Below are 25,083 nucleotides of genomic sequence, written 5' to 3' on the forward strand. Positions count from 1 at the left end.
CTCGATGATCTTTCGCCGCGTACGTGCGTCCGCCGGGAGCGTTGGCCGAGGTTGCCGTTTTCCGCACCGAACGGCTTGGTTCGTCGTGGTCAGGGCCGCGAGCCAGCTGCGGAGGCCAAACGGTGTTGTCTACGACGACGGCAACAGCCTGCGGCCTCAGCCGACCCCGCGGTCCGCGGTGGACCAGTAGCGCGAGCGGAGCACCTTCTTGTCCGGCTTTCCCACGGCGGTGAGTGGGAGCGCGTCGACGAAATCCACGCCCTTCGGCGCATGGTGTGAGCCCTTGCGTTCCTTCACCAGAGCGGCGAGCTCCTCCGCCGGCACGGACTGACCGGGCCGCAGCACGACCACCGCCCGGACGGCTTCGCCCCACTTGTCGTCGGGGACGCCGATGACCGCCGCCGCGGCGACCGCCGGGTGCGTGGAGAGGACGTCCTCGATCAGGGTGTTCACCGCGGTGGCGACGGCGGCGACGTCCGAGCCGTCGACGACCAGGCCGGTCTCGCCGGGGCGGACCACCGCGGGTGCTCCCCCGCGGCCCCGGTGATCACGGGGAGGCCGGTGGCCGCGGCCTCCAGCGCGGCCACGCCGAGGCCCTCGCGGTCGAGGCCCAGGGCGTGGGCTCGGGACGGCATCGCGAAGACGTCCGCCGCGTCGAGGTAGGCGGGCAGAGCCTCGTCGGGAACGGCGCCGGTGAAACAGACGTCCGCGCAGACGTCGACCTCGTGCGCCAGGTGCCGCAGCCGGTGGGCCGCCGGTCCGTGGCCGACGATGAGCAGCAGCGCGCCGGGATGGCGTCGCAGCACGGCGGGCCACGCGCGAATCAGTGCGTCCTGGCCCTTGCGGGTGACCAGCCGGGCGACGCAGACGACGATCGGCCGCCCGCCCCACCCGTGGTGGCGGCGCAGGCAGGCGCCGCCGGCCCCGGGGCGGAAGCGGTCGACGTCGACGCCGCCGGTCAGCTGTTCGAAACGGACCGGACCGGCGGCGACCGCCCGCAGACGACGCAGACTGACCTCGGTGAGGTAGGTGACGACATCGGCCCGCCTGGCTACGGCGCGCACGATCGACCGTCCCCCCGGCAGCCAGGACCAGCCGAACTCGTGTCCATGGGTGGAGGACACCACCCAGTCGACGCCGGCTCGTCGCAGGACGGGAGCGACCAGTGACCGGGGCGTCGCGGCCGGGAACCAGACCGTGGTCGCGCCTGTCGTGGCGGCGATCCGTGCGAGCGCCGCACCGCTGCCGGTGGTTGTCACCGCAGCCGCGCGGTCGCGGACGACCTCGAACGGGGCCGCCGCGTCGTGGTGGGCGGCGTCCGCGCGCGGCGGCGCGACGACCACCACCCGGTCCGGGGGCAGGGCCGCGGCCAGGTGCCGGGCAAAGGTCTCGATGCCGCCCACGGCCGGCGGGAACTTGTCCGCGACGATCAGGGTGCGGGGCGGGCCCGGGACCTCCTGACGTCCCGCGCGTCGCGGTTCCCCCTGCCCGGCCGGGCCTTCGCGGGGTGGATCCGGCGGAAATGAGTAGTCCACCAGGCCAAGCAACACGACGCACCGTGTGGGTGTGATGTGAGCTGGTCGGGCCCGCGGCTGCGGCGGATTCCGCACCCGTCGGGTTTCGCCCCACTTCTCGTCGGGGCCGCCGACGACCGCCGCGGCGGCGACCGCCGGGTGGGTCGAGAGAACGCCCTCGATCTCGCGGGCGAAGGCACTGAAACACTGCTTTGGATATATTATCCGTCATGCATCGTTGCCGCCTCGGCCTGACCGTCGAGGACGTCCACGGGCCCGCAACATGACCACGGGACGACTCGCGCACATCGTCGTGGCCGCTACCTGCGCCCATCACCGAGAAGGGATCTGGCATGGGAAAGCTTGACGGCAAGGTCGCGTTCGTCACCGGCGCCGGCCGCGGACAGGGACGCAGCCACGCGCTGCGGCTGGCCCAGGAGGGTGCGGACATCATCGCGATCGATCTGTGCGAGCAGATCGAGAGCGTCCCGTATCCGCTGGCCACACCGGAGGACCTCGCTCACACGGCCAAGGAGGTCGAGGCGCTCGGCCGTGGCATCGTCGCGGTGAAGGCCGACGTACGGGAGCGCGCGCAGCTGCGTGCCGCGGTCGACGAGGGGCTCGCCCGCTTCGGCCGGCTCGACATCGTCGTCGGCAACGCCGGCGTCTGCCCCTGGGACGACCTGACACTGTGCGGGGGCTTCGTCGACGGCACCGACGTCGACCTCATCGGCGTGATGAACACCGTCGCGGTCAGCCTGCCGCATCTGAAGGCCGGAGCGTCGATCATCCTCACCGGCTCGACCGCCGGGATGATGAAGGGCACCACCGAGATGCTCGGCAACACCGGCGGCGTCGGCTACTCATGGGCCAAGCAGACCGTCGCCCGCTACACCGAGGTCCTCGCGCTGCAGCTCGCGCCGCACAACGTCCGGCTGAACGCGATCCACCCGACCAACGTCAACACGCCGCTGATCCACAACGACCGGATCTACAGGACGTTCCGGCCGGACCTGGAGAACCCCACCCGGCAGGACGCGGAGCTCGCCCTCCCCGTCCTGCAGGCCATGCCCATTCCGTACATCGAGCCGGAGGACGTCAGCGCGCTCGTGCTGTTCCTCGCCTCCGACGACGCGAGGTACATCACCGGTCTGAACCTGCGCATCGACGCGGGCGGAATGCTGAAGGGCCAACCCGCCCTCTGAGCTCGCCGGAACCGCGTCTCCGCCCGACCGTCGGCAGCCCGCCGGCCCGCGGATGCGCGCCGGGCTGGCGGGTCGCACCCTGCGAACGCACCCGCTGGCACCGCCATGCCCACCCGCCTGCCAATGTGGGGGTTACTATCTTTTGGAGGTGACCTCTACTAGAGGGGGGCTGTCACATGGGCGAAGTTGGGGCGCGGCGGTGGTGGGCGTTGGGAGCGGTCAACCTGAGCGTTCTCGCCGTCGGCCTGGACGGCACGGTTCTGTCGGTGGCCCAGCCGACACTGGCGACGGCACTCGACGCGTCGCAGTCCGACCTGGTCTGGTTCTCATCCGGCTACCTGCTCGTGCTGGCGGCGGTGGTTCTGCCCGTGGGCCTCGTGGGTGACCGGTTCGGCCGTCGCGCGGTCCTGCTCGCCTCGTTGGCGCTGTTCGGGCTTGGGTCGGTGCTGTGCGCCTACGCCGCATCGGTCGGGATGTTCCTGGCGGGACGGCTGCTCCAGGGCCTGGCCGGTGCCGGCATCACGGTGATGGCCCTGTCTGCGCTGGTCGTCCTGTTCGACGAGCGGGAACGCCCGAAAGCCGTGGGTATCTACCAGGCGGCGACCTTCATCGCGCTCCCGCTCGGCCCGATTCTCGGCGGCTGGATGCTGTCGCGGTTCTGGTGGGGCTGGGTCTTCCTGCTCAACGTACCCGTGGTCGTGCTCGCCGCGATGGTCGGCTTCGCGCTGATCCCGGAATCACGGTCAACGCGAAGTCCCGGTCTGGACCCGGTCGGCACGGCGACGTCCGCGGCAGGACTCGCGATGGTGATCTACGGTCTGGTGCGGGCCGGGGAACACGGCTGGGCTACGCCAGACGCGGTGGTGTCGATGGTCGTCGGAGTCGTCGCGGTGGCCGGGTTCGTCTGGTGGGAGCACCGGCTCGGTCGGCTGCCCGACGGCCAGCCGCTGATCGACCCACGACTCCTGCGGCCTGGGCCGTTCCTCTGGGGGTCGGCGCTCGCCGCGGTCGCCGGACTGGCGATGATCGGCGTGCTGTTCACGCTGCCCCAGTACTTCCAGGGTGTGCGGGGAACCGGCACCCTCGGCAGCGGCGTTCGCCTGCTTCCCCTCATCACCGGCATGGTGGTCGGCGCCGGACTCGCAGGCCACCTGGCGGCGGCGGTCACCGCACGGATGTCGGCCGCGCTGGGATTCGTCGTGCTTGCCGCTGGCCTCGCCCTGGGAGCCACCGTCACTCCCACCTCCAGCACCGCGTTCACCGCCGGCTGGACGGCGCTCGTCGGCGCGGGAACCGGGCTGGCCCTGGCCGCGGCGACCGCGGCGGCGTTGGCCGGGCTGTCGGCCGAGCGCAGCGGCACCGAATCCGCCGTCGTGCAGGCGTTCAACAAGGCCAGCGGTCCGCTCGGTACGGCGATCACGGGCAGCCTGCTCGTAGCGGTCTACCACGCCCGGCTCGACAGTGCCGGGCTGCCGGGAACGGTGACCGAGAGCGCGCGCAGGAGCCTCTACGAGGGTGCCGCCGCGGCGGCTGGCGTACCTGAACTGGAACAGGCGGTCCGCGCGGCGTTCGTCGACGGGATGAGTGCCGCATTGCTGGGGTCCACCGCGATCGCCGTGCTCGGTGCCGTCACGGCCGTGGCCGTCCTTCCCGGCCGGCAATCCCGTAGAACGGAGGCCGGCCAGCCGACCGAGGAAGGGACCATCGATGCCGTCGCGCACTGACCGGGCGACACCTGGGCTGCGAGAACGCAAGAAGGCGAGGACTCGGGCCGCCATCCAGACCCACGCCCTGCGGCTGTTCCGCGAGCAGGGCTACCAGGCCACGACCATCGAACAGATCATCGACGCGGCGGATGTCTCGGAGACGACGTTCTTCCGCTATTTCCCTACCAAGGAGCACGTCGTCCTCCAGGACGATCTCGATCCTCTGATCATCGAGGCGTTCCAGAACCAACCCCCGGAGCTCTCACCCGTGCAGGCGATACGCGCCGCGGTTCGTCACCAGTTCGACGCTCTCACCCCCGAGCAGCGACAGGCGGTACGGGAACGGACGTCGCTCATCGTCGGCGAGCCCGCCCTGCGCGCCGCCATGCTCGACCAGATCTCCCAGGCGATGCTCCTGCTCGCGGAGGCCATCGCACAACGCACCGGGCGCCCGAAAGACGCTCTCGCCGTGCGCGCCATCGCCGGCAGCGCCGTCGGTGCCATGCTCGCCACGCTGCCCGCCCTGGCCGACGACCCGCACGCGGACCTGCCCGCCCTCGTTGACGAGGCCCTGGGCTACCTGGAGACCGGACTACCCGTCTGAGTCTCACCGAGCCGAACGCCCAGGAGGCAGACGGGCCGGCCGAGGGCTGACGTTCCCGGCTGGCCTTTCGCGGTCTACTGCCTCAGCCGACCCTGCGGTCCGCGTTGGACCAGTAGCGCGCGCGCAGCGCCTTCTTGTCCGGCTTTCCCACCGCGGTGAGCGGAAGGGTGTCGACGAAGTCCACGCCCTTGGGTGCGTGGTGGGAGCCCTTGTGTTCCTTCACCAGCGCGGCCAGTTCCTCGGCCGTGACGGTGATGCCGGCGCGCAGCACCACGACGGCTCGGACGGCTTCGCCCCACTTGTCGTCGGGCACGCCGATGACCGCCGCCGCGGCGACCGCCGGGTGCGTGGAGAGGACGTCCTCGATCTCACGGGGGAAGACGTTGAAACCGCCGCTGACGATCATGTCCTTCTTGCGGTCCACGATCGTGTAGAAACCGTGCTCGTCCATGCGGGCGATGTCGCCGGTGTGCAGCCAGCCGCCGGCGAGCGCCTGCGCGGTCTGCTCCGGCTTGTTCCAGTAGCCCTTCATGACGAGTGGCCCCTGGACGCAGATCTCGCCGGGCTCGCCGGCGGGAACCGGCTCACCCTGGTCGTCGAGCAGAGCCACCCGCACCCACGACACCGGACGCCCGCACGAGACCAGCCGGGCCGGATCGTCCGGGTTGTGTTCTTCCTTGCGCAGGACGAACACGGTCTGCGGGGCCTCGGTCTGGCCGTAGAACTGGAAGAAGACCGGGCCGATCCGCCCGATCGCCTCCCGCAGCCGGCCCGGCGACATCGGCGAGGAGCCGTAGAACACCGTTTCGAGGCTGGAGAGGTCGGTCTCGGCGAACCGGGGATGGTCGAGCAGGGCGTAGATCATCGACGGCACCAGGAAAACCGACGTGATGCGGTGCGCTTCGATGGCCTCGAGCACCTTGCCGGCGTCGAACTTGGGCAGGACGACCACGGAGCCGCCCTGGTGCAGCACGGGAACGATGAACGGCGCGCCCGCGTGGCTCAGCGGTGTGCAGACCAGATGACGCAGTTCCTTCGGCCACTGCCATTCCGTGAGCAGGATCTGCGTCATCGCCGCGCTGCCGCGGTAGGTGGACATGACGCCCTTGGGCTGGCCGGTGGTGCCACCGGTGTAGGCGATCGCGGCGATCGCCTCCGGGTCGAGCCGGGGCGCGGTCAGCGGGCGTGGCTCGTAGCCTGCCGCCAGTGCGACCAGATCCGCGCCGACGTCGCTGGGCCCGAAGGACAGCAGCCGCCTCAGGGTCGGTACCCGCTCGCGCAGCGCGGCGGCACGCTCGGTGAAGGACGGGTCGAACACCAACGTCTCGATCTCGGCGTCGGCGAGCACATAGGCGTGGTCGTCGAGGGAGCCCAACGGGTGAAGCGCCGTGTTGCGCCCACCGGTGACCATGTAGGCGCCCATGGAGTAGAGGACCTCGGGCCGGTTCGTGGACAGCATGGCCACGCCACTGCCGGGCCGCACCCCCTGCGCCGTGTAGACCTGCGCGTACTGGCTGATCCGGGCGGCCAGCTCCCCGGCGGTGAGAACGCTTTCCCCGAGGTAGATGGCGGGCTTCGCCGGGTCGCGTCGCAGTGCGCCGATCAGAAGGTCCGGGAGGAACGCGCCGCGATAGAGGTCGTCCGCCGCCTCGGGTAGTCCGCGACTCATGATGGTCCCGCCTCCTGCCTCCAGGCCGCTCACTTGGCCGGGAATCGTTGTGCGCCGTCGAGCCGGATGTTCTCGCCGTTCAGGTACGGATTGCGCAGGATCGCCTCGACGAGCAGGGCGAACTCCGCCGGGTGGCCCATACGGTGCGGGAAGATGATGCTGGCGACGAGCTTGTTCTGCAGTTCCGCGGACGCGCTGCGCATCAGCTCCGTACCGATGGTTCCCGGGGCGATGGCGCAGACCCGGATGCCCAGCGGCGCCAGGTCGCGGGCGAGCGGCAGGGTCATCCCCAGGATCGCCGCCTTCGCCGACGCGTAGGCGACCTGCCCGGCCTGGCCCTCCAGCCCGGCCAGCGAGCCGGTGTTCACCACGACCCCGCGCTGGCCGTCCTCGTCGGGGGTGTTGGCGGCCATCGCGGCCGCGGCGAGCCGGGTCACGTTGAACGTCCCGACCGCGTTCTTCGCCATGGTGGCGACGTACGTCTCCAGGTCGTGCGGGCTGCCGTCACGGGCGACGGTGCGTGCCGGCCGGGTTCCGCCGCCGGCCACGTTGATGACGTACGACAGGGTGCCCAGCGACCGCGCCGCGGCGATGGCCGCCTGGACGTCCGCCTCGACGGTGACATCGCCGGGGACGGCCACGGTCATGCTTCCGAGCTCCGCGGCGAGGGCGGCGGAGCGCTCGCCGTCCAGGTCGACGATCGCCACGGCGACCCCCAGCCCGACGAGATGGCGGACGGTGGCCGCCCCCAGCCCGCCGGCCCCGCCGGTCACGATCGCCGACGCACCCTGCAATCTCATCGGCCGTCCTCTCCAACCTCTGTAACTGGTCCAGATGTTTCGGGTCGGCTCGGCAAGCCAGGCAAGCCAGGCAGCTGTGTGCCGGCCGGAACCGTGATGGTCTTCGGCTCCAGGTAGGAGCTCAGCCCTTCGGGCCCCAGCTCCCGGCCCAGACCGGACTGCTTCATCCCACCGAACGGCGCCGCCGGGTCCAGCGACAGGCCGTTGACCCCGAACGTTCCGCTCCGGATGCGCCGCGCGACCGCGAGCCCACGCTGGACGTCGTCCGTCCACACCGTGCCGTGCAGGCCGAACGGAGTCCCGTTGGCGATCGCGACCGCGTCGTCGATGTCCTCGTAGGGGATGAACGCGACGACCGGCCCGAAGATCTCCTCCTGCGCGATCCGCATGCTCGGGGTGACGTCACGGAACACGGTCGGTTCGACGTACCAGCCGGTTTCGAGGCCGTCCGGTACCCCGCCGCCGGCGACGAGGGTGGCGCCTTCGCGCTGCCCGGTCTCGATGTAGCCGAGCACCTTGTCCCGCTGGCGCTGCGAGATCAGCGGGCCGAGGAACGTCGTGGGGTCCGCCGGGTCACCGACCCGCAGCTTCGTCGTGATGGCGGCGAACCGCTCGACCGCCTCGTCGTAGCGCCGGGCGGAGACGAGGACGCGTGACTGGGCCGTGCAGAACTGCCCGCTCAGGAACAGGCTCACGGTCATCAGCCGGGCCATCGTGGCCTGCAGGTCGATGTCGTCGAGCACGATCGCCGCGGACTTGCCGCCGAGCTCGAGGGTGACCCGCTTGAGCTGGTCGCCGGCGAGGCTCGCGATGCGCCGGCCGACGGCGGTGCTGCCGGTGAAAGCGATCTTGTCGATGCCCGGGTGCGTGACCAGCTGCTCGCTGCCGCTCGGGCCGGCGGCGAGCACGTTCAGGACGCCCGCCGGCAGGCCCGCGGCGTCGGCGGCCGCCGCGACGATGTTCGCGTGCAGCGGCGTCTCGGGGGCGGCCTTGAGCACGACCGTGCAGCCGGCGGCCAGCGCGGGGGCGAACTTCATCGCGGCCAGGAAGAACGGGACGTTCCAGGGGACGATCGCGGCGACGGCCCCGACCGGCTCCTGGCGGACGACGACGGGGGAGTAGCGGCCCGCGCGCGGCGTCTCCACCGCCAGCGTCGCCGCGGCCTCGGTGTAGAAACGCAGGACGTCGAGGCCGTTGTCGACCTGGCCGGGCTTCACCAGCGACGTGGGGGTGCCGTTCTCCAGCGTGATCGTCCGCGCCAGCTCGTCGGAGCGTGTCTCCAGCTGGGCCAGGAACTCGGCCATGATCGCGGCTCGTTCGGCCGGCGGCAGGCCGGGCCACGGCCCGTGGTCGAACGCGTCGCGCGCCGCGGTGACCGCCGCGTGGACGTCGCCCGCTCCCGCGTCCGGGACCTGGGCGATGACCTGCCCGGTGCTCGGCGACCGGACCTCGAGCTGACGCTCCGACGTCGCCGGAACCCACTTCCCGCCGATGAACACCTCGTTGGCCGCCCGCATGCGCGTGCTCCTCTCGTCGCCCGGTGCCCTCTCGCCGTGGCCCATGACCTGTGACCCGCCGTGGACCCCTGACTTGGGACAAAAACTACTAGATGTCGCATGGCACGTCGAACTATTGCGGGTGTCTCATCCGCTTCACCCCAAAGGCCGGACCAGGCGGCTCTACGATGGCTCCATGACGGTGATCACGGGCGACGAGGACGGGGGTCAGCGCGCACCGGGGTGGTGGGGCAGTGACAGCGCGCTGCTCGACGACGAGGAGGCGCGGCGGCGGCTCGTCGCCGCGACGGTCCGCTGTGTCCTGCGGCGTGGCTCCGGCCGGATCCGGGTCGAGGAGGTGGCGGTCGAGGCGGGCGTCTCGCGGTCCACCGTCTACCGGTATTTCAAGACCCGTGACGAGCTGATCCTCGCCGTCCTGCTCAGCCGGGTCGACGCGGCCATGAGCGGGGTGCTGGGCGGTTTGCGTGACCCGAAGGATGCGGCCGGGTCGCTCGTGGCGGTGTTCGTCGACTCGATGGCCATGGTGAACAAGGACACCATCAGTGAGGCTCTGTTCTCCGAGGGCGGCCGTTCCGCGGTGGAGCTGCGGGAACTGACCGCTGAGCCCATCGTCGACGCGGTGTACCGGCACCTGGAGCCGCTGCTGAACCGGTGGAGCGAGAGCGGCCAGCTGTACGAGGATCTGGATGTGCGCGAGACCGTTCGATGGCTGATCGCGGTCGGGTCCATCCTGATGGTGCCGCCGTGGTCCACCTGGTCGCCGCAGCAGCAGCGCGTCTTTGTGAACACCCACGTCGTGCGCGCTCTCGTCAGGCCTTCCTGAGCAAGGCCTTCCTGGATGCGTCAAGTCAAACTTGACGTCAACCTCGACATACTTCTACGGTGCGGAAGCGCCCACTGCCCGGCCCGTCGAGGACGCGGGTTCACGAAAGGCGGCTGCCAGATGGTCAGTACACGCGCGGCGGTGCTCCACGGCCCCGGCCAGGATTTCAAAATCGAGACGGTCGAGATCGATCACCCGCGGGCTGGCGAGGTTCTCGTCGACCTTCAGGCCTGCGGCTTATGTCATTCCGACGAGCATGCCCGCACAGGCGACATGCCGATGCCGCACTATCCGCTGATCTGCGGCCACGAGGGCGCCGGCGTGGTGGAGGAGGTCGGCCCGGGGGTCACCTCGGTCCAGCCCGGGGACCACGTGGCGCTGTCGTTCGTGCCGTCCTGCGGAGCCTGCCAGTGGTGCCGGACGGGCCGGGCCTTTCTCTGTAACGACGGCGCGAAGATGTTCGCGATCGGAATGATGACGGACGGGCGTATCGCCCACCGCCTCGGCGATCAGCCGGTCGCCCGGTACACCCAGCTGGGCGCGTTCGCCGAGCGCCAGCTGCTGGCCGAGACGTCGATCGTCAAGGTCGACCCGGAGATCCCGTTCACGGCCGCCGCGCTCGTCTCCTGCGGGGTCGCCACCGGTTTCGGTTCGGCGGTGAACCGGGCCGAGGTGAGACCGGGGGACACGGTCGCCGTCCTGGGCATCGGCGGGATCGGCGTCAGCGCGGTCCAGGGCGCGCGGATCGCCGGCGCACGGCAGGTCTTCGCGGTCGACCCGGTCGAGTTCAAGCGTGAGCAGGCACTGCGCCTGGGGGCCACCCATGCGTTCGCCTCCCTGGCCGAGGCCACCGAGGAGATCAGGCGGCTCACCGACGGGGTCATGTGCACCTCGGTCATCTGCGCCTATTCGGTGATGCACGCCGAGCTGCTCGAACCGGCGCTCACGCTGACCGCCAAGGACGGCACCTGCGTCATCACCGCGGTCGCGCCGATCACCCAGAAACAGGCCGACGTCAACCTGTTCATGCTCGCGATGTCGAACAAGCAGATCCGCGGCTGCCTGTACGGTTCGCAGAGCCCCCGGGTGGCGATTCCGAAGCTGCTCGACCTCTACACCGCCGGCATCCTCAAACTGGACGAGCTGGTCACCCGCACCTACACCCTTGACCAGGTGAACGAGGGCTACGCTGATCTGGCGGCCGGCCAGATCCTGCGTGGCGCGCTCGTCTTCTGAGCTTCCAGCTTCTGAGCTTCCAGCTTCTGAGCTTCCAGCTTCTGAGCTTCCAGCTTCTGAGCTTCCTGAGCGCGCACCGAATCCACAACCGGGAGTAGGTATGACGTCCGAGCAGTCGTTGGCCGGCCGGCGGATCCCGCTGGTCGACTACCTGGTGCTGGAAGGTGAACCGCATCTGGTGGCGCATGAATGCGTCACCTGTGCGGCCAGGTATTTCGACCGGCGCAACGCCTGTGCCTCCTGTGAGCAGGCCGAGTTCCGCGTGGTGGATGTGCCCACCGAAGGCGAGCTGCGCGCGTTCACGATCGTCTCGTTCGCCGCGCCCGGGGTGCCGGTGCCGTTCGTGGCCGGGGTGGTCGACTGCGGCGGGACCACCGTCCGCGGCAACGTCGTGAACGTTGCGCCGGACCCGGAGCACATCCGGCTGGGAATGAAGCTGCGGCTGACCACGACGTCGCTCGGCACCGACGCCGCGGGCGTCGAGGCGATCGGGTACGGGTTCGAGCCGGCCGCCTGACGGCGCGCGAGAAGACACGAACGGGAGAAGCCGGTGGCGGAGAACGTCTGGATCCTCGGTATCCACATGACGAAGTTCGGTAAGCATCCGACGCTCGACCCGGTCGACCTCGGCGTCGAGGCGATCCGGGGCGCACTCGCCGACGCCGGGCTGCGCATGCGGGATGTCGGTGTCCTCGCGGCGGGCAACCTCATGGGCCGGGGCGGCTCCTTCGGCCAGCAGCTGCAGAAGCAGACCGGGCAGACCGGCATCCCGGTGTTCAACGTCGCGAACGCGTGCGCCACCGGCGCGACGGCGCTGCGGGTCGCCGTCATGGCGATCCGGGCCGGTGAGACGGAGGTGGGCCTCGCGGTCGGCGCAGAGAAGCTGTCGGGGGCGGGCCTGCTCGCCGGCGGCGCCCGCGAGGCGGAGGGCGACACCTGGGCGCCGAAGGGCCGGTTCGGCGCGGTCGCCGCGCTCGACGGCCGGGTCGGCACCGAGACGATGCCAGGCGTCTTCGCGCAGATCGGGATGGAGTACGGGCACAGGTACGGGGGCACCAGCTTCGAGCTGTTCGCGCGGATCTCGGAGAAGAACCACGCGCACTCCACGCTGAACCCGCTGGCCGCCTACCAGAAGCGGTTCACGCTTGAGCAGATCATGAACGACGTCATGATCGCGTACCCGAACACCCGTCCGATGTGCTCGGCGAACTGCGACGGTGCCGCCGCGGCCGTGGTCGTCAGCGAGACGAAGCTGCGCACCCTGTCACTGGAACAGCAGCGCCGCGCCGTCAAGATCAGCGCCTCGGTGCTGACCAGCGACCCCTGGCAGGAGGCCTGCCAGGTCCTGCCCGACGTCAACACGCTCACCCGCGTCGCCGCCGAGCAGGCCTACGAGCAGGCCGGCGTGGGCCCGGAGGATCTCGACCTCGTCGAGCTGCACGACTGCTTCGCCACCGCCGAGCTCGTCCACTACGACAACCTGAAGCTGTGCCCGCAGGGCGGCGCCGTGGACTTCTTCAACTCGGGCGCGACCTGGCGGGACGGCAGGACCCCGGTGAACGTGTCGGGCGGGCTGGAGTCGAAGGGCCATCCGATCGCGGCGACGGGCATCGCCAACGTCTGGGAGGTCGCCACCCATCTGCGCGGCGAGGCGGGCGATCGCCAGATCGCCGGCGCCCGGGTGGGCCTGGCCCACGTCATCGGCCTCGGCAGCGCCTGCGGCGTGCACATCCTCGAGAAGGCGGCGGCCTGACCCCCATGGGGAGCGCGCCGCCGTCACCCGCGGCCGGCCTTATCTGATCCTGATCCGAGGCCCGTCGGCCTCCGCCGCGCTCAGCTGAGCAGCTTGCTGATCTCGGTGGAGGCCGCGCGGGCCTCGATCCGCATCAGGCCCAGGTTGGAGTTGAACGGGCCGGACAGCACCAGCACCGCCTGTTCGCCTGCCGCGTACACCACCAGGTAGCCGTGGTCACCGCGGACCACCGTCTCCTGCATCTCACCGAGTCCGGTCCGGTCCGAGATGCGCTTGCCCAGGCCGAGCGCCGTCGCTGCCATCGCCGCCATTCGTTCGGCGTCCGGCTCGGGGAAGTCGTGCGCCACGGACAGCCCGTCCACCGACGCCACCATGGCGCCGTTCAGCTCCGGAATCGACCGCCGCAGCTCCGACACCACGCGCGACAGCTCCGACTGAATACTCACCGATGCACCTCTGTCCTGAACGGTTTCGATTGACCTGGGTGGCTCTGGCGCCGTCTCCGGGGACGGGTCGTCCGGGGACGGGTCGTCCGGAGATGGATCGTTCGGGGACGGATCATCCGGCGGCACTGCTACGGCTGGCCGCACCCGCAAGGGCGTCGTGACATCCGCGAGGCGTGTACCGGGGACGGGCCGCGCCGCCTCGGCTGGCTGCCCCGCGCCGAGCGGCTGCCGGTCGGCGGGCGGCCTGCCGTCGTGGGCCTCCTCCTCGGAGGGCTGCGATGTCGTCGAGGTCGGGGCCCGGTTGCGCCACGACCGTTTCGACGTGCTGCGGTGCCGCGACGGACTGCCCCCCTCGTCCAGCATCGTGACCGGCCGCGTTCGTCCGCCAGAGACGTTCCGCGGAGGTCACGCTCGCCGAGCCGCCCTCGGCCGGTACCTGTCCGCGGCGGACAAACCGGCCTTGGCGGTCGACATTACCCGTCCGACTTCAACTTTCCGCCGGGGCCTTCCGCGGAGACGTCCCAGCCGCGCGAAGGCGCCGTGTTCGGCTGCCGCATGGCACGGCACCGGATGCGCCAGGAGGCCGCTTTCGCTGGTCAGCGGCCCCGAGAGCCACGGCGATCGGATAGCGGAATATTCTGCGTACGATGCCGACCAAGCCTGGCTGACGCCGGGAGAAGCGGTCAGCCGCACCACGGAACGACCGTCGGGTGTGACGCGGCGTGCGACTCCCGGGTTTCCCTGGACGGACCATCGACAAGGCTGGAGATGTACGTGCGGAAGCAGTCGGTGACCTCCATCCTGCGCGAGCTCATCGCGTCGTCCGAGGACATCGAGGCCTCCGCGCTGGTCTCGATGGACGGCCTGCTCATGGCGTCGATGCTGCCACCCGAGTTCGAGCAGGACCGCGTGGCCGCGATGAGCGCGGCGATGCTCGCCCTGGGCACGCAGACGAGCATGGAGCTCAACCGCGGCGCGCTCGACCAGATCCTCATCCGGGGCCAGCGCGGTCATGTGCTGCTCACCCGGGCGGGCCCGGAGACCGTTCTGGTGGTCGTCACCCGGCCGAACGCCCAGCTGGGCACGACGTTTCTCGACGTGCGCCGGGGCGCTGAGGCGCTGTCCGCGGCCCTTTAGGACCCATGGACCCATGGACCCCTGAACCCTCTGAACCGCGTGCGCCGAACGGGCGGGACCGGCGCCGGGCAACGGCTGACAACAGCTGGGCTGACAACGGCCGGTGGGGGCGCAGCCGGCCGGCCCGCGTGCTGGATCACTACAAAGCAGGAGACGACGGGTGGACGGCCACAGGGCGGACAGAGCGGAGCTCCGGGCGCCGCGACACGACGCCGGACCATTACGGCCGGCCCCGTACCCGTGGGCCGGTGCCGCGGCGTCGTCCCGCGGCGAACCGCCGATCACGGTTCGTCGCTATGACCCGGCGCGGTACCTGCAGGGACTGGTGGCGTCCGCGTGGCGCCAGGCAGCGGATCGGGGCCAGGCGGTGTACATCCAGGGCGACTGGCCGGGAATCGCCGTCTACCCGCGCAGTCTCACCGCCGTCGTCTACGGAGGCGAGGACAGCCTGCGGCCGTACGCCGGGACGGAGGACCTCCCACTGCGCGCAGGCCTGGTCTTCTCACGTGCACCCGAATACGACGTCAACCACCCGGGCATGGTGCCGCTCGACGTCCTGATGTGGAAGCTCGCGCTGGGAGCATCCCGGGGCCGGCTGCCGCTCGACACGCCCCTCGACACCCCGTGTGCCCTGTGGGAGTGGCCCAACTTCACCCGGCTGATCGTGACGCCGGGCGCGATGAGCGTGGCGGCGCTGTGGGCTCGACAGGTCTGTACGCTCAGCGAGACGATCAGCCTGTTGCGCCTGCCAGCCGAGGACGTCTTCGTCTTCTACAGCGCCGCCGTCGCGGTCGACCTCGTCCACCCGGAGCTCCCGTCGCGGCCGGCCCCGCTCCGCTCGTCCGCGCAGCTGCAGCCGCAGCCGCAGCCGGTCGATGCCCCGTCGCCAAGACGGAGCCTGTTGCGCAAGCTGTTCGACAGACTTCGCCCGCCCGACGGCCCCTCGGCCGACACCACCCCTTCGAGTCATCCGTAGAGACACATGTGACCCACAACAAGATCGTTTTCTCTGGGCCGGTGGGCGCGGGGAAGACCACCGCGATCGCGGCCATCAGCGACATTCCCCCGGTCACCACCGAGGCCCGGCCCACGGACGGGACCAGGGACATCAAGGCGACGACCACCATCGCCATGGACTACGGCGTCGTGCGGCTCGGCGGTGCCGAGCGGATCCACCTCTACGGCACCCCGGGTCAGGACCGTTTCACCTTCATGCGGCACATCCTCGCCGAGGGGGCGATCGGCGTCGTCCTCCTGATGACCAACACCCGGCCGACACCACTCGCCGACCTGGACGAGTTCGTCGGCACCTTCCGAGCGGTGATCGACGAAACGGCGCTGGCGGTCGGCGTCACCGGGATGGACCTCCGCCGTACGCCCGGTCTGGACGACTACCACCAGGTCCTGGCACGGGTCGGCATCACCGCGCCGGTCTTCGAGATCGACGCGCGGCGTCGCGGGGACGTCGCCCTTCTCGTCCAGGCACTGCTCCTGAGCGTCGACCCGGGACTCGCCGCGGAGATCGCCCCGCCCGGCACCGGGCCGGGAGCCTTCCAGCGTGCCGCCGGCGACTACTGGTGACGTCCCTGCGGCGGCTGCTGCCTGCCGACACCGGCGCTACCTGCGGATACTCGCTACCTGCGGATACTGTGGTCACCCGTCTCCGCGGCGTCTGTTCGTGACCGACGCGACGCCCACGGACCTCCTTCACGAAAGGCACCGATGACGCCGAACGGCCGCCAGGACAGCCACGTCGCGGCACCGGCGACAGCCCTGGTGCTGGGCGCGTTGGCCGGCACCCTCGCCAGCCGTCTTCTACGCCCCCGCTCCGCCGGCGGGCGAACACCCGAACTGATCGACGCCGGGACGTCCACCGGCCCGGCGACCGTGCCGGGACGACCGGACGAGAGCTCGGCGAGGCTGCGATCGGTGACCCGGCAGCTCGACGAGACCCGAGCCGCTCTCGCCGAGGCCCAGGCCGAGATGCTGCGGATGAGCGGCACGACCAAGGAGATGACCGACCGGGCCGAGACCGAGATGGGCAGAATGGAAAGCGCCGCCATCACCGCCCTGGAGTCGGCGGCGGCCTCGAACCGCCAGGAGGTCGCGGGCCTGCGGCGCAGCCTGGCCGCCGCCGAGGACGCCGCACGAGTGCTGCGGGGCGACCTTGACGCGGAGCGTCGACGGGCGGCGTTGATCGAGTCGGCGCTGGCCGGCCGGGACGCCCAGCTCGCGGACCTGCGTGCCAGCCTCCGCACCGCCGACGCCGACGAGGTCTGACAGCCCGGCCCGCGAGCACCGTGCCCGTCTGCCTGTGCCCGTCTGCCTGTGCCCGTCTGCCTGTGCCCGACAGCCGCGGATGTCGGGCACGCGCGACGGTGAGTGGCGTCAGATGAGCGGCGTCAGATGAGCGCCCGGTGCGGACGTATCTCGAAGGTGCAGGTCGGGTCACCGGCCCCCTCGCAGGCGGTCTCGGTCCCCTGCATGACGACGCCGGTCACCGCCTGCAGGGCCCCGACGAACACACCCAGCGTGTAGGCGCACATCGGCTCCGTCGTCTCCATCTGGTGGCTGCACGCCCCTTCGACCAGCCGCACCACATATGCCCCGGAGTCGTCCGACGTCACCTCGGTCACCAGGCAGAGCCGGGTGCCCTCGATACCGAACGTGTCGACGAACAGGCGCAGGAGCTTCTCGTCATCCAGCCGGGATCCATCCAGGCCGAGATCGGAGATGACGCCCTGCCCGCGCATCCGGCCAGCGCCCAGGACGGGCCCACGGCCGACGAGATCCTCGGTGTAGACCCGCATCTGCTGCAGACAGGTGGCGGAGACCATCGGCCCCAACGTGGGACGCTGGTTGACAGGCATGGGAAAACTCCCGGTTCAGGGCACGCGTCGAAGTGACGGGCGCGAGCCAGCGGCGCGGCAGGCACGCGGCGCTCACCGCAGGTCAGGCGCCGACTCTACCCAGCCCGGAGCAAAGCCGAAGAACCCGGACCTTCCGGCGGGATCTCAGCCGAGGGTGACCGGCAGGCGTTCCCAGCCGCGGGCGGTGGAGGTGTGGGCCAGCTTCGCGTTGCCCCAGTCGACGTCCCAGTCGGTCCAGCGGTTCAGCAGCTCGTCGAGAGCCACCCGCCCCTCCAGCCGGGCCAGCGAGGCACCGAGGCAGAAGTGGATGCCGTACCCGAACGACAGGTGACGGTCGATCCGGCGGTGGATGTCGAAGATGTCCGGGTCGGGGAAATGCCGCTCGTCGCGGTTCGCGGAGGCGTTGAGCAGCGTCATGATGCTGCCCTCGGGAACGGTCTGCCCGTACAGTTCGACATCCCGGGCGACGGAGCGGGCCTGGATCGGTGACGGCGCCTCGAAACGCAGGATCTCCTCGATCGCGTTCGGGAGCAGTGACCTGTCCCGGGCGATCTCCCGGCGCTGGTCGGGATGCTCGGCCAGCAGCTTCCCGGTCCAGCCGATCAGCCGGGTCGTGGTCTCGTTCCCCGCGCCGGCCAGCAGCGTGACGTAGGTGAGGATCTCCTCGCGGGACAGCCGCCGGACGGTGCCCGTCTCGTCCTCGAACTCGGTGGTGAGCATCTCGGTCATCAGGTCGTCCGACGGATGCTTCGCCCGCCAGTCGATGTACTCGGCGAACATGGAGCCGTCGAGGAACCCGTCGCTGTACATCTCCTCCGAGCTGGTCTCCTCCAGGTTCATGCCCTTGTCGAGGCGGTCACGGATCGCCTCCTGGTCGCTCTCCGGAATGCCGAGCAGGAAACCGATGGTGCGCATCGGCATCTGCGCCCCGAGCTGCCGGATGAGGTCGAACGTGCCCGCCCCGACCAGGGGGTCGAGGCAACGCACCGTGAACTCCCGGATCTTCGGCTCCAGCGCGCTCATCCGCTTCGGCGTGAACACCCGCGCGAGCAGCCCGCGGTGGATGTCGTGCAACGGCGGGTCCTCGAACAGGATCACCCCCGGCGGGATCTCGATGTTCGCCCGGATGACCTCCAGTACGGACCCCTTCCCGGACCGGTAGGTCTGCCAGTCGGTGAGCGCGGGTGCCACGTCGGTGTATCGGCTCAGCGCGTAGAACTCGTACCGCTCGTTGTAGTAGAGCGGAGCCTCGTCACGCAGCCGTCGCCAGACCGGATACGGGTCGTTGTCGATCTCGAAGTCGAAGGGGTCGTAGTAAAGGTCGTCCGCGCTGATGGTGGTCAACGGGCCCTGCCCTTCCACGTGCGGCTGTCGGACTATCCTGATCCCGAAGCCCAGCCCGGCTTCGGCACCCAGCGCCGGCCGGACGTCCGGGCACGCGACCACATACACGTACCTCGAACTTGACCTCGATATCAATTTTCCTAGTTTCCGGCGAACGATCCGAGACGTCAACCCATCCGGGCCCACCCGCCGCCGGTCGCCGACCACCAACCGGGATACCACGCCGCACCCGGAGTGGGGAAGGGGAGCTCGGACTCCTCCGCTTGCGGGTGACTCCGGCCTTGGCGGACTGGCGCACTCCCGCCGTGGGAATACGCCTGCCGGGGTTCGGTGCCGGACGAAGACGGCCTGAACCCGTTCCGTTCCGGCTCGGCGTCGACGTCGTGTGGAAGGCATTCGCGGCTGGAATCGTTCTGCTGGCCCTGGCGGCATACTGGTTCCACTGGAACGTGACCTATGCTGAAGACGGAACAGCCGTGACCGCCGAGGTGCTCGATGCCGGCGGACCGAAGGAGCGGCCGACGGTCCGTTTCGTCACCCGTAATGGCGTGCCGACTGTTACGCAGCTCACGGACTACGGTGATTATCCCAGCGCTGGGGAAATCATCACGGTGGAATACGACGAGGGTGATCCGGGTCGCGCCCGGCGATATGAAGGGTCGTGGTACTGGGCGTACCCCGCGGGCGTCACGGTGATCGGCCTCGCGGTTCCCGTTTCAGCCGTGTGGATCTTCTGTCGGCGCCGTCGCGAGTATCCCGGGTGGGAACCGCTGGCGATGGCCGACGTCACGGAGATCTTCTCGTCTCTTTCGGCACCCTGGTGGGTCGGGCTGCGGCCAGCCGAATCCTCCGAGGGGAGCGGCAGGCAGCGGAGCGACGACTCGCGGGACTGTCAGGAAGCCCACATCCAGATGCTGCGCCGAGACCAGCAGGAGATCCACCGGGCGTTGCCGGGCTGGGATCTATGGGGCGTCGGTGGAATACCCGATGCCGAGCGGTGGCGGGTCGGTCAACGGCTGAGCATGGCCTACGACGAAGTATGGTGCCGCCGTCGCCGTGGTGAGACATGGCGGCTGAAGATCAGTCTGGTGGAATCCGCACCGCCCACCGAGACGACCGGTCGACAATGAGCCCGGTGGGGAGATGTCTGGTCAGGCTGGTGCCGGTGTCCGTGGTGCTGGTAGTCGTTCTGGTCGTTGCCGGTCGGCTGATCACCGATGGTGTCGCCGGGGTGCGGGCCGCGGACGAGGATGCGGCGCGTTGGCTCGCCGCTCGCCGCGAGCCGTGGCTTCTCGAGGTGACCCGGTGGGCGACGTACCTGGCTGACCTGTGGGTCGTGGTGGGCGCTGGCGCGGTACTGGTGGCGATCACGGCCTGGTGGTCGCGTGGATGGTGGATGCCGGCCGGCGTAGTTGCGCTGACTGCCGGCGAGGCGGCGATCTACGAGGTGTCGAACACCCTTGTGGCCCGGCCGCGCCCGGCCGTCACGCGGCTTGATCCGGGTGATCCGATGGCGAGTTTCCCCTCGGGCCATTCCGCGGCTTCGGTCTGCCTCTACGGTGGCCTGGCGTATGTGCTGCACGGCATCGCACGTCGCCGGGCCGCTGGTCCGTCCTCCGAGCGACCCGCGGCTGCCCGGCGTGGGGTCACGATCGCCCGGTGGCTGTGGCTGCCGGCCGCGGTCGGCGCCGCGGTGCTTCCGCTGGTCGTGGCCTTCTGCCGGACCTACCGGGGAATGCACTACGCGTCCGACGTCGTCGCCGGCCTGCTCCTCGGAAGCTGCTGGTTCCTCGCGGTCAGCGTGGTGGTGCTGTCCCGAGCCTGGCGCACCGGCTCCCCGGAAACCGCCGGCTCCCCGGAAACCGCCGGCTGCCCGGAAACCGCCAGCTGCCCGGAAACGGGGACGTCGTTTTAGCGGGACGATCTCGGGTACCCGGCTTCTCGTGTCGCGATAGCTTCGCGAAGGCGCGAAAGGTCGGTGCGTTGTGTCCCTGCTTGCCTGGGCCATCCTGGTGGTCCTGCTTCTCGGTGCGGCCTATGCCGCGGCCGTTCTCGTCGACCGCTCCCGCTCCGCCCGGCTGCGAAGCAGATTCGGGCCCGAATACGAACGAACACTTCAGGAGTCCGGCGACCGGCGGAGGACCGAACGGCGCCTCGCGGGTATCGCGCGTCGCCGGGACAGGCTCGACGTCCAGCCGCTGGGGGCCCCGCGCCGGGCGGAGCTGAAGACGAGGTGGACCACCCTGCAGGCCCTGTTCGTGGACGAGCCGGTGACCGCCACCACCCGCGCCGACGAGCTGATCACCACTGTGCTGCGTGAGCGCGGGTATCCGACCGACGACCGTGCCGAGACCGCGGACCTGCTCGCCCTGGATGATCCTGCGCTGGCTGCCGGGCTCCGTAGGACGCACCACGGAACAGCCGGAACGGGCGCCCCTGGCGGCAGCGCCGGGGTGGGCCCGGCCGGGACCGGCACGGAAGCGATGCGGTTGCGATTTCTGGCACTGCGAGCGGTGTTCGACGGCCTCATCGCGCCGGCCGAGGAGCACTCCGCCGCTGGCCCGGTGGGCCTGCCTCGTTCGACCGACACCGGAAAGCGGGCCTCGGCCGGTGCGCCTCCCACAGGCGCCGGAACGGGCAGTGGTGAGGCCGGTGATCCGGCGCCTCACACGAATTCGTCCACCGACGGCCCGTCTGCGCGGGTAGCGGCGCTTCCCGGTCGTCGGCAGCGTTCCTGAGAGCTCTGAGAGTGGGAGGAAGTTCGATGAACCTCGACGATCGCTCAACCCGCACCGGTATGTATCCCGCCGTTCCAGGAGCCGTCGCCGACCGTCCGGCACACCGCCCGCCGGGCGTCGGCGCCGAAAACGCGGAGAGGGGGAAAGCGGAGACGGAGAAGGCGGAGAGGGAGAAGACAGCTCGGCCGGAGGGACCCGGCAAGGCCGAGAAGACGGAGGCGGAGGCGACCGCGTCCGGCCGGTTGCGGGAGCGGTGGCAGGAGGCGCTGCTGTCGTTCGTCGACGATCCGCGGGAGGCGGTGCGGCAGGCCGATCTGGTGCTCGACGACGCGGTCAACCAGCTCACCGCGGCGGTGCGACGGGAGCAGGAGCGGCTGCGTGCGGCGTGGCGGGAGGACGGGGCCGCGTCGACCGACACGCTGCGCGAGGCGCTGCGCGGCTACCGAGACTTCCTGGAACGAGTGGTGGCGACGCCACGCTGAGGCGCTGCTCTCGCCGGGGATCCCATGACCTTCCGAGGTGGATTGGCCACGCTCGCGAAACGTGCTCAGCAGCGTCGGCTGTCACACCGAAAAAGATCGGTTAAATGTGATTCTCTTCTCACTTCCGGGTCGATGTCATCGTGTGAAACGATGGGCTAACGCAGGCGAGCTCCTTGTTTCCGCGAGGTCTCGGCGGGGAGTGCCGGAGAAAAACTGCAACGTAATGTGATCGCAAGATTCACGTTCACCCAGTAGTTCTCATGCTGGCAGTTCGGCATAGTACGGAGATCCCGAAACTCCGAGATTCGGACTTCTTCGGCCTCACTGGTGTCGCCGACTGCCAGTATGAAGATTTTCTGTGAGGGTGGGTGTGTTTCTGTGACGACTCACATCGAGCCGGTGGCGCCCGCTGTACGGCGGCGCGCGGTTCGGGCCGCCCAGGGCCTGGAGCCGTTCGACCCGCACGGGACGACGACGATCTTCACCGGTGCGGTGATCGCCGAGGTTCCGCTGCCGATCGCCGGCATTCTCAGTGACCGCCCGGCCGCCGAGGTCGCCGAGGTCGCCGAGCAGCAGCGCGCCACCCAGCGGGCCGCCATCGAGATCGGCATGCCGACGGCGCCGCTGACCCAGCAACCGCTCTTCCACGTCCTGGCCGCGACGCTGCCGTGCATTCCCGGGCCGCACCTGACCGATATCGGCGTCGTCGACGGCGACACGGGAACGATCGTGCCCTCCCTGCTTGTGTCTGCCGCGGCGAGCGCATGACCATCCATCGAGAACCGTTCTGGCGGGAGGTCAGGAAATGAGCGGTCCGGTTCCGGCCACGGCCGAGGAGACCGGGGTTCCGGTCATCGACATCGCGGGGCTCGCCGACCCCGAGCTCCGCCCGCCGATCGTCGCCTCGATCGGGGCGGCCTGCGAGCGCGTCGGCTTCATCGTGATCACCGGCCATGGTGTGCCGGGCGAGCTCATCGACCGGATGTACGAGGTCAACCGGGAGTTCTTCGAGCTGCCGCTGGAGCACAAGCTGCGGTCCGCCTCCGCGCGCGGCAACCTGTACCGCGGGTACGGGTCGGTCGAGGCCTTCGGCCGCGAGTCCGTCGTCGAGGGCTTCGAGAACGGCCGGTTCGACGACGCGGCGGACGTCGCCGCGGCGGGGTACGGCCCCGAATGGTCGGAGGACTTCGAGGGCAACATCTGGCCCGCGCGACCGTCGGCGTTCCGCCCGGTCTGGCGCGAGTACTACGCGGTGATGGAGGGGCTTTCGGCCCGGCTGATGGCCGCGTTCGCCGAGGCCCTCGACCTGCCGGCCGACTGGTTCGACGACAAGTTCGACCGGCACACCTCGTATCTGAACGCGAACTTCTACCCGGCCCAGCCCGAACCACCGGAGGACGGCCGGATGCGCCGCGGTGCGCACACCGACATCGGCAGCCTCACCATCCTCTACCAGGACGGAATCGGCGGCCTGCAGGTCTTCGACCGCAGCGGCCGGTGGTGTGACGTCCCGCCGGTGCCCGGCTCGTACGTGATCAACCTGGGGGACATGCTGGCGAAGTGGACGAACGACCGCTGGGTCGCGACCGAACACCGGGTGGTGAACCCGCCGGCCGAGACCGCGCACCAGCCGCGCATGTCCATCCCGTATTTCCAGCACCCGAACTTCGACGCGCTGATCGAGTGCATTCCGTCGTGCACCAGTGCGAACAATCCGCCCCGCTACCGGTCGGTGCTGGCCGGCGACTGGTCGAAATACCGGATGAGCCTCGCCGTATGAAGAGGCCCGCCCGGCCCGGCTCGAACGGGCAAGCCCGCTCCGCAACTCCGCCGGCACGCCGGGGTGGCACCCACCGATCGACGAAGGCGCACACTCATCACACCGAGACGGCTTTTCCGGCGTCAGGCGATGTGACCCGGCCGCCGTCGGCCGGCGCACCGACCACCGGATCGGGCAGGTGCGTCCGCCGGGGCAGGCACAGGGGAGTGCCGAGGAGGAGGACGCCGGCGGCGGTGATGGCGGTGAGGGGGGTGGTGAACGTGGCCAGGCCGCCCCAGATCGCCATGAGCGACGCCTGGGCGACCTTGCTGCTGATGCTCCATGCACTGAGGATCTGTGCGGTGTGGTCGGCAGGCGCACGCCGCAGGCGTTCTGTGGCGCTGATCGGGTTGAAGACGCCCATACAGATGATCAGCAGGGCCTCGATGATGATCACGATGAGGAGTCCGGCGACGCCCGGGCGGGTCAGGGCGAGGCCGAGCGGAAAAACCGAGCGCAGCCAGCCGGAAACCATCAGGACGCGGTACTGCCCGTAGCGGGTGACCAGTCGTGCGCAGCAACGGGCACCGGCGAGGCCGCCGAGGGCGGGGAGGCCGAAGGCGAGGCCGTACTGCCAGGCGGGCAGGTGGTATTCGTCCAGCAGAAGGACGGTGAGAAGCGGGCTGGTGGCCATGATCAGACCGTTGACGGTCATCGCGTTCAGGAACAGACGTCGAAGCGCGCGGTCGCGGAAGATGAACCGCCATCCGCTCAGCATGCCGAGGGCACGTGCGCTGGTGGCGGCCTCGTGGGCCGCGGCGGTGCGGCCTGGTGCGGTGCTGGGCACTGGGGTTCGGGGTGCTGGGGCGCGGGACGCTGGGGTGTGCTGTGCTGCAACGTCGCCGCCGCGGATCCGGAGGATTCCGAGCGCGGAGAGCAGATAACTGACGGCGTCGGCGGCGACGGTGATCACCGGGCCGAGCAGCCCGATGAGCGCGCCGCCGAGTGGCGGGCCGGCCGCGGTCGCCAGCCAGCTCGTTCCCTCGAACCTCCCGTTCGCGACGAGGAGATGCTCCGGGCCTATGAGATGTTTCAGGTACGCGCCGGAGGCGGCGGTGAAGGCGATTCCCGCCGTCGCGGAGATGACGGAGACGGCCAGCAGCTGGCCATAGGACAACAGGTCGAAAAGGTAGGCGGCCGGAACGCTCGCCATGGCGAGGAAGCGAACCAGATCCAACGCGATCAGCACGGGGCGCTTGTTCCGGCGCTCGACCCACGGACCCAGCGGAATCCCCACCCCGGCGGCGACGACGAGGCTGGCCGCACCCAGAAGCGAGACGGCGAAGGCCGGCGAGTGCAGCACCCGGACCGCGAGGAGCGGGAACGCCCCGAAAGCGATCCACGTCCCGTAGGTGCTCACAGCGTAGGCCGCCCACAGCCAGCCGAACCCGGCCCCCAGTCTCGTGCGCACACGGCTCCT

The 25,083-nt window shown here is 70.2% G+C and carries 24 protein-coding genes and 2 pseudogenes; 17 read left to right on the forward strand and 9 right to left on the reverse strand.

Going from position 1 to position 25,083, the window contains the following annotated elements; genetic code table 11:
• Window positions 1-156: 156 nt before the first annotated feature.
• Both ACG83_RS13305 and ACG83_RS47595 read right to left on the reverse strand, forming a co-directional pair.
• Window positions 157-1,433: pseudogene (locus tag ACG83_RS13305) on the reverse strand (glycosyltransferase).
• Between the two features lie 186 nt (window positions 1,434-1,619).
• Window positions 1,620-1,718 (reverse strand): annotated as a pseudogene (locus ACG83_RS47595) (hypothetical protein); the annotation flags it as partial.
• A 149-nt stretch (window positions 1,719-1,867) separates the two neighbouring features.
• On the opposite strand from ACG83_RS47595, the gene ACG83_RS13310 reads away from it, so the two are divergent.
• The 3 genes from ACG83_RS13310 to ACG83_RS13320 all read left to right on the forward strand — a co-directional run bounded on the left by ACG83_RS13310 (window position 1,868) and on the right by ACG83_RS13320 (window position 5,029).
• The gene (locus ACG83_RS13310) at window positions 1,868-2,719 is read left to right on the forward strand and encodes a mycofactocin-coupled SDR family oxidoreductase (RefSeq protein ID WP_054566407.1); all 852 of its coding nucleotides are present in this window, start codon (window positions 1,868-1,870) and stop codon (window positions 2,717-2,719) included.
• A gap of 176 nt (window positions 2,720-2,895) precedes the next feature.
• Window positions 2,896-4,443, forward strand: a complete 1,548-nt coding sequence (locus ACG83_RS13315) for a DHA2 family efflux MFS transporter permease subunit (RefSeq protein WP_054566408.1) — start codon at window positions 2,896-2,898, stop codon at window positions 4,441-4,443.
• Window positions 4,427-5,029 carry a TetR family transcriptional regulator gene (locus tag ACG83_RS13320; protein ID WP_054566409.1) on the forward strand — a complete coding sequence of 201 codons (603 nt, stop codon included), beginning with the start codon at window positions 4,427-4,429 and terminating at the stop codon, window positions 5,027-5,029. Before ACG83_RS13315 ends, ACG83_RS13320 begins: the two co-directional genes overlap by 17 nt.
• Before the next feature lie 82 nt (window positions 5,030-5,111).
• On the opposite strand, the gene ACG83_RS13325 is transcribed toward ACG83_RS13320, so the two are convergent.
• The 3 genes from ACG83_RS13325 to ACG83_RS13335 are packed head-to-tail and all read right to left on the reverse strand — an operon-like array spanning window position 5,112 to window position 9,015.
• Entirely contained in the window at window positions 5,112-6,698 is a 1,587-nt protein-coding gene (locus ACG83_RS13325; RefSeq protein WP_054566410.1) for an AMP-binding protein, read from the reverse strand.
• A 29-nt stretch (window positions 6,699-6,727) separates the two neighbouring features.
• The gene (locus ACG83_RS13330) at window positions 6,728-7,498 is read right to left on the reverse strand and encodes an SDR family NAD(P)-dependent oxidoreductase (protein WP_054566411.1); all 771 of its coding nucleotides are present in this window, start codon (window positions 7,496-7,498) and stop codon (window positions 6,728-6,730) included.
• Window positions 7,495-9,015, reverse strand: a complete 1,521-nt coding sequence (locus tag ACG83_RS13335) for an aldehyde dehydrogenase (protein WP_054566412.1) — start codon at window positions 9,013-9,015, stop codon at window positions 7,495-7,497. Before ACG83_RS13335 ends, ACG83_RS13330 begins: the two co-directional genes overlap by 4 nt.
• Window positions 9,016-9,190: 175 nt before the next feature.
• On the opposite strand from ACG83_RS13335, the gene ACG83_RS13340 reads away from it, so the two are divergent.
• From ACG83_RS13340 to ACG83_RS13355, 4 genes are all read left to right on the forward strand, one after another.
• The gene (locus ACG83_RS13340; RefSeq protein WP_054566413.1) at window positions 9,191-9,838 is read left to right on the forward strand and encodes a TetR/AcrR family transcriptional regulator; all 648 of its coding nucleotides are present in this window, start codon (window positions 9,191-9,193) and stop codon (window positions 9,836-9,838) included.
• Between the two features lie 120 nt (window positions 9,839-9,958).
• Window positions 9,959-11,074 (forward strand): NDMA-dependent alcohol dehydrogenase, encoded by a 1,116-nt coding sequence (locus ACG83_RS13345; RefSeq protein ID WP_054566414.1) that lies wholly within the window; start codon window positions 9,959-9,961, stop codon window positions 11,072-11,074.
• 100 nt (window positions 11,075-11,174) lie between these two features.
• Window positions 11,175-11,591, forward strand: a complete 417-nt coding sequence (locus ACG83_RS13350; protein WP_054566415.1) for a Zn-ribbon domain-containing OB-fold protein — start codon at window positions 11,175-11,177, stop codon at window positions 11,589-11,591.
• Window positions 11,592-11,624: 33 nt separating this feature from the next.
• Window positions 11,625-12,827 (forward strand): thiolase family protein, encoded by a 1,203-nt coding sequence (locus ACG83_RS13355; RefSeq protein WP_076833976.1) that lies wholly within the window; start codon window positions 11,625-11,627, stop codon window positions 12,825-12,827.
• 80 nt (window positions 12,828-12,907) lie between these two features.
• On the opposite strand, the gene ACG83_RS46635 is transcribed toward ACG83_RS13355, so the two are convergent.
• The gene (locus tag ACG83_RS46635) at window positions 12,908-13,273 is read right to left on the reverse strand and encodes a roadblock/LC7 domain-containing protein (protein ID WP_006543903.1); all 366 of its coding nucleotides are present in this window, start codon (window positions 13,271-13,273) and stop codon (window positions 12,908-12,910) included.
• A gap of 768 nt (window positions 13,274-14,041) precedes the next feature.
• Here ACG83_RS46635 and ACG83_RS13365 point away from each other — a divergent pair.
• The 4 genes from ACG83_RS13365 to ACG83_RS13380 all read left to right on the forward strand — a co-directional run bounded on the left by ACG83_RS13365 (window position 14,042) and on the right by ACG83_RS13380 (window position 16,690).
• Window positions 14,042-14,410 carry a roadblock/LC7 domain-containing protein gene (locus ACG83_RS13365; RefSeq protein WP_198955735.1) on the forward strand — a complete coding sequence of 123 codons (369 nt, stop codon included), beginning with the start codon at window positions 14,042-14,044 and terminating at the stop codon, window positions 14,408-14,410.
• A 367-nt stretch (window positions 14,411-14,777) separates the two neighbouring features.
• Complete coding sequence (locus ACG83_RS13370; protein WP_235497861.1) at window positions 14,778-15,386, forward strand: hypothetical protein; 609 nt, start codon at window positions 14,778-14,780, stop codon at window positions 15,384-15,386.
• Window positions 15,387-15,394: 8 nt separating this feature from the next.
• Window positions 15,395-15,991: an ATP/GTP-binding protein gene (locus ACG83_RS13375; protein WP_054566417.1), complete on the forward strand. Its 597-nt coding sequence runs from the start codon at window positions 15,395-15,397 to the stop codon at window positions 15,989-15,991.
• A 141-nt stretch (window positions 15,992-16,132) separates the two neighbouring features.
• Entirely contained in the window at window positions 16,133-16,690 is a 558-nt protein-coding gene (locus tag ACG83_RS13380; protein WP_054566418.1) for a hypothetical protein, read from the forward strand.
• A 122-nt stretch (window positions 16,691-16,812) separates the two neighbouring features.
• On the opposite strand, the gene ACG83_RS13385 is transcribed toward ACG83_RS13380, so the two are convergent.
• Window positions 16,813-17,280 carry a V4R domain-containing protein gene (locus tag ACG83_RS13385; RefSeq protein ID WP_054566419.1) on the reverse strand — a complete coding sequence of 156 codons (468 nt, stop codon included), beginning with the start codon at window positions 17,278-17,280 and terminating at the stop codon, window positions 16,813-16,815.
• A 144-nt stretch (window positions 17,281-17,424) separates the two neighbouring features.
• Window positions 17,425-18,624 carry a cytochrome P450 gene (locus tag ACG83_RS13390; RefSeq protein ID WP_054566623.1) on the reverse strand — a complete coding sequence of 400 codons (1,200 nt, stop codon included), beginning with the start codon at window positions 18,622-18,624 and terminating at the stop codon, window positions 17,425-17,427.
• A 281-nt stretch (window positions 18,625-18,905) separates the two neighbouring features.
• Between ACG83_RS13390 and ACG83_RS13395 the strand changes: the two genes are divergently transcribed.
• The 6 genes from ACG83_RS13395 (at window position 18,906) to ACG83_RS13420 (ending at window position 23,624) form a co-directional block, all read left to right on the forward strand.
• Entirely contained in the window at window positions 18,906-19,754 is an 849-nt protein-coding gene (locus tag ACG83_RS13395) for a DUF3592 domain-containing protein (RefSeq protein ID WP_235497862.1), read from the forward strand.
• Window positions 19,755-19,798: 44 nt separating this feature from the next.
• Entirely contained in the window at window positions 19,799-20,539 is a 741-nt protein-coding gene (locus ACG83_RS13400; RefSeq protein WP_235497863.1) for a phosphatase PAP2 family protein, read from the forward strand.
• A 70-nt stretch (window positions 20,540-20,609) separates the two neighbouring features.
• The gene (locus ACG83_RS13405; RefSeq protein ID WP_054566420.1) at window positions 20,610-21,362 is read left to right on the forward strand and encodes a hypothetical protein; all 753 of its coding nucleotides are present in this window, start codon (window positions 20,610-20,612) and stop codon (window positions 21,360-21,362) included.
• A gap of 26 nt (window positions 21,363-21,388) precedes the next feature.
• Window positions 21,389-21,844, forward strand: coding sequence for a hypothetical protein (locus tag ACG83_RS13410; RefSeq protein ID WP_054566421.1), 456 nt, complete (start codon window positions 21,389-21,391; stop codon window positions 21,842-21,844).
• Window positions 21,845-22,222: 378 nt separating this feature from the next.
• Window positions 22,223-22,612, forward strand: coding sequence for an adenine deaminase C-terminal domain-containing protein (locus ACG83_RS13415; protein WP_054566422.1), 390 nt, complete (start codon window positions 22,223-22,225; stop codon window positions 22,610-22,612).
• A 37-nt stretch (window positions 22,613-22,649) separates the two neighbouring features.
• Entirely contained in the window at window positions 22,650-23,624 is a 975-nt protein-coding gene (locus ACG83_RS13420) for an isopenicillin N synthase family oxygenase (protein ID WP_054566423.1), read from the forward strand.
• 97 nt (window positions 23,625-23,721) lie between these two features.
• Here ACG83_RS13420 and ACG83_RS13425 read toward each other — a convergent pair whose 3' ends face one another.
• Complete coding sequence (locus tag ACG83_RS13425) at window positions 23,722-25,074, reverse strand: MFS transporter (protein WP_054566424.1); 1,353 nt, start codon at window positions 25,072-25,074, stop codon at window positions 23,722-23,724.
• Window positions 25,075-25,083 lie beyond the last annotated feature (9 nt).

Origin of the sequence: Frankia sp. R43 (assembly GCF_001306465.1) — a bacterium.
In the GTDB taxonomy this organism is placed as follows: domain Bacteria; phylum Actinomycetota; class Actinomycetes; order Frankiales; family Frankiaceae; genus Parafrankia; species Parafrankia irregularis.

Bases quoted from the DNA above. Each gene is read 5' to 3' on its own strand.
- ACG83_RS13310 (WP_054566407.1), top strand. From the start codon at position 1,868: ATGGGAAAGCTTGACGGCAAGGTCGCGTTCGTCACCGGCGCCGGCCGC.
- ACG83_RS13315 (WP_054566408.1), top strand. From the start codon at position 2,896: ATGGGCGAAGTTGGGGCGCGGCGGTGGTGGGCGTTGGGAGCGGTCAAC.
- ACG83_RS13320 (WP_054566409.1), top strand. From the start codon at position 4,427: ATGCCGTCGCGCACTGACCGGGCGACACCTGGGCTGCGAGAACGCAAG.
- ACG83_RS13325 (WP_054566410.1), bottom strand. From the start codon at position 6,698: ATGAGTCGCGGACTACCCGAGGCGGCGGACGACCTCTATCGCGGCGCG.
- ACG83_RS13330 (WP_054566411.1), bottom strand. From the start codon at position 7,498: ATGAGATTGCAGGGTGCGTCGGCGATCGTGACCGGCGGGGCCGGCGGG.
- ACG83_RS13335 (WP_054566412.1), bottom strand. From the start codon at position 9,015: ATGCGGGCGGCCAACGAGGTGTTCATCGGCGGGAAGTGGGTTCCGGCG.
- ACG83_RS13340 (WP_054566413.1), top strand. From the start codon at position 9,191: ATGACGGTGATCACGGGCGACGAGGACGGGGGTCAGCGCGCACCGGGG.
- ACG83_RS13345 (WP_054566414.1), top strand. From the start codon at position 9,959: ATGGTCAGTACACGCGCGGCGGTGCTCCACGGCCCCGGCCAGGATTTC.
- ACG83_RS13350 (WP_054566415.1), top strand. From the start codon at position 11,175: ATGACGTCCGAGCAGTCGTTGGCCGGCCGGCGGATCCCGCTGGTCGAC.
- ACG83_RS13365 (WP_198955735.1), top strand. From the start codon at position 14,042: ATGTACGTGCGGAAGCAGTCGGTGACCTCCATCCTGCGCGAGCTCATC.
- ACG83_RS13380 (WP_054566418.1), top strand. From the start codon at position 16,133: ATGACGCCGAACGGCCGCCAGGACAGCCACGTCGCGGCACCGGCGACA.
- ACG83_RS13385 (WP_054566419.1), bottom strand. From the start codon at position 17,280: ATGCCTGTCAACCAGCGTCCCACGTTGGGGCCGATGGTCTCCGCCACC.
- ACG83_RS13410 (WP_054566421.1), top strand. From the start codon at position 21,389: ATGAACCTCGACGATCGCTCAACCCGCACCGGTATGTATCCCGCCGTT.
- ACG83_RS13420 (WP_054566423.1), top strand. From the start codon at position 22,650: ATGAGCGGTCCGGTTCCGGCCACGGCCGAGGAGACCGGGGTTCCGGTC.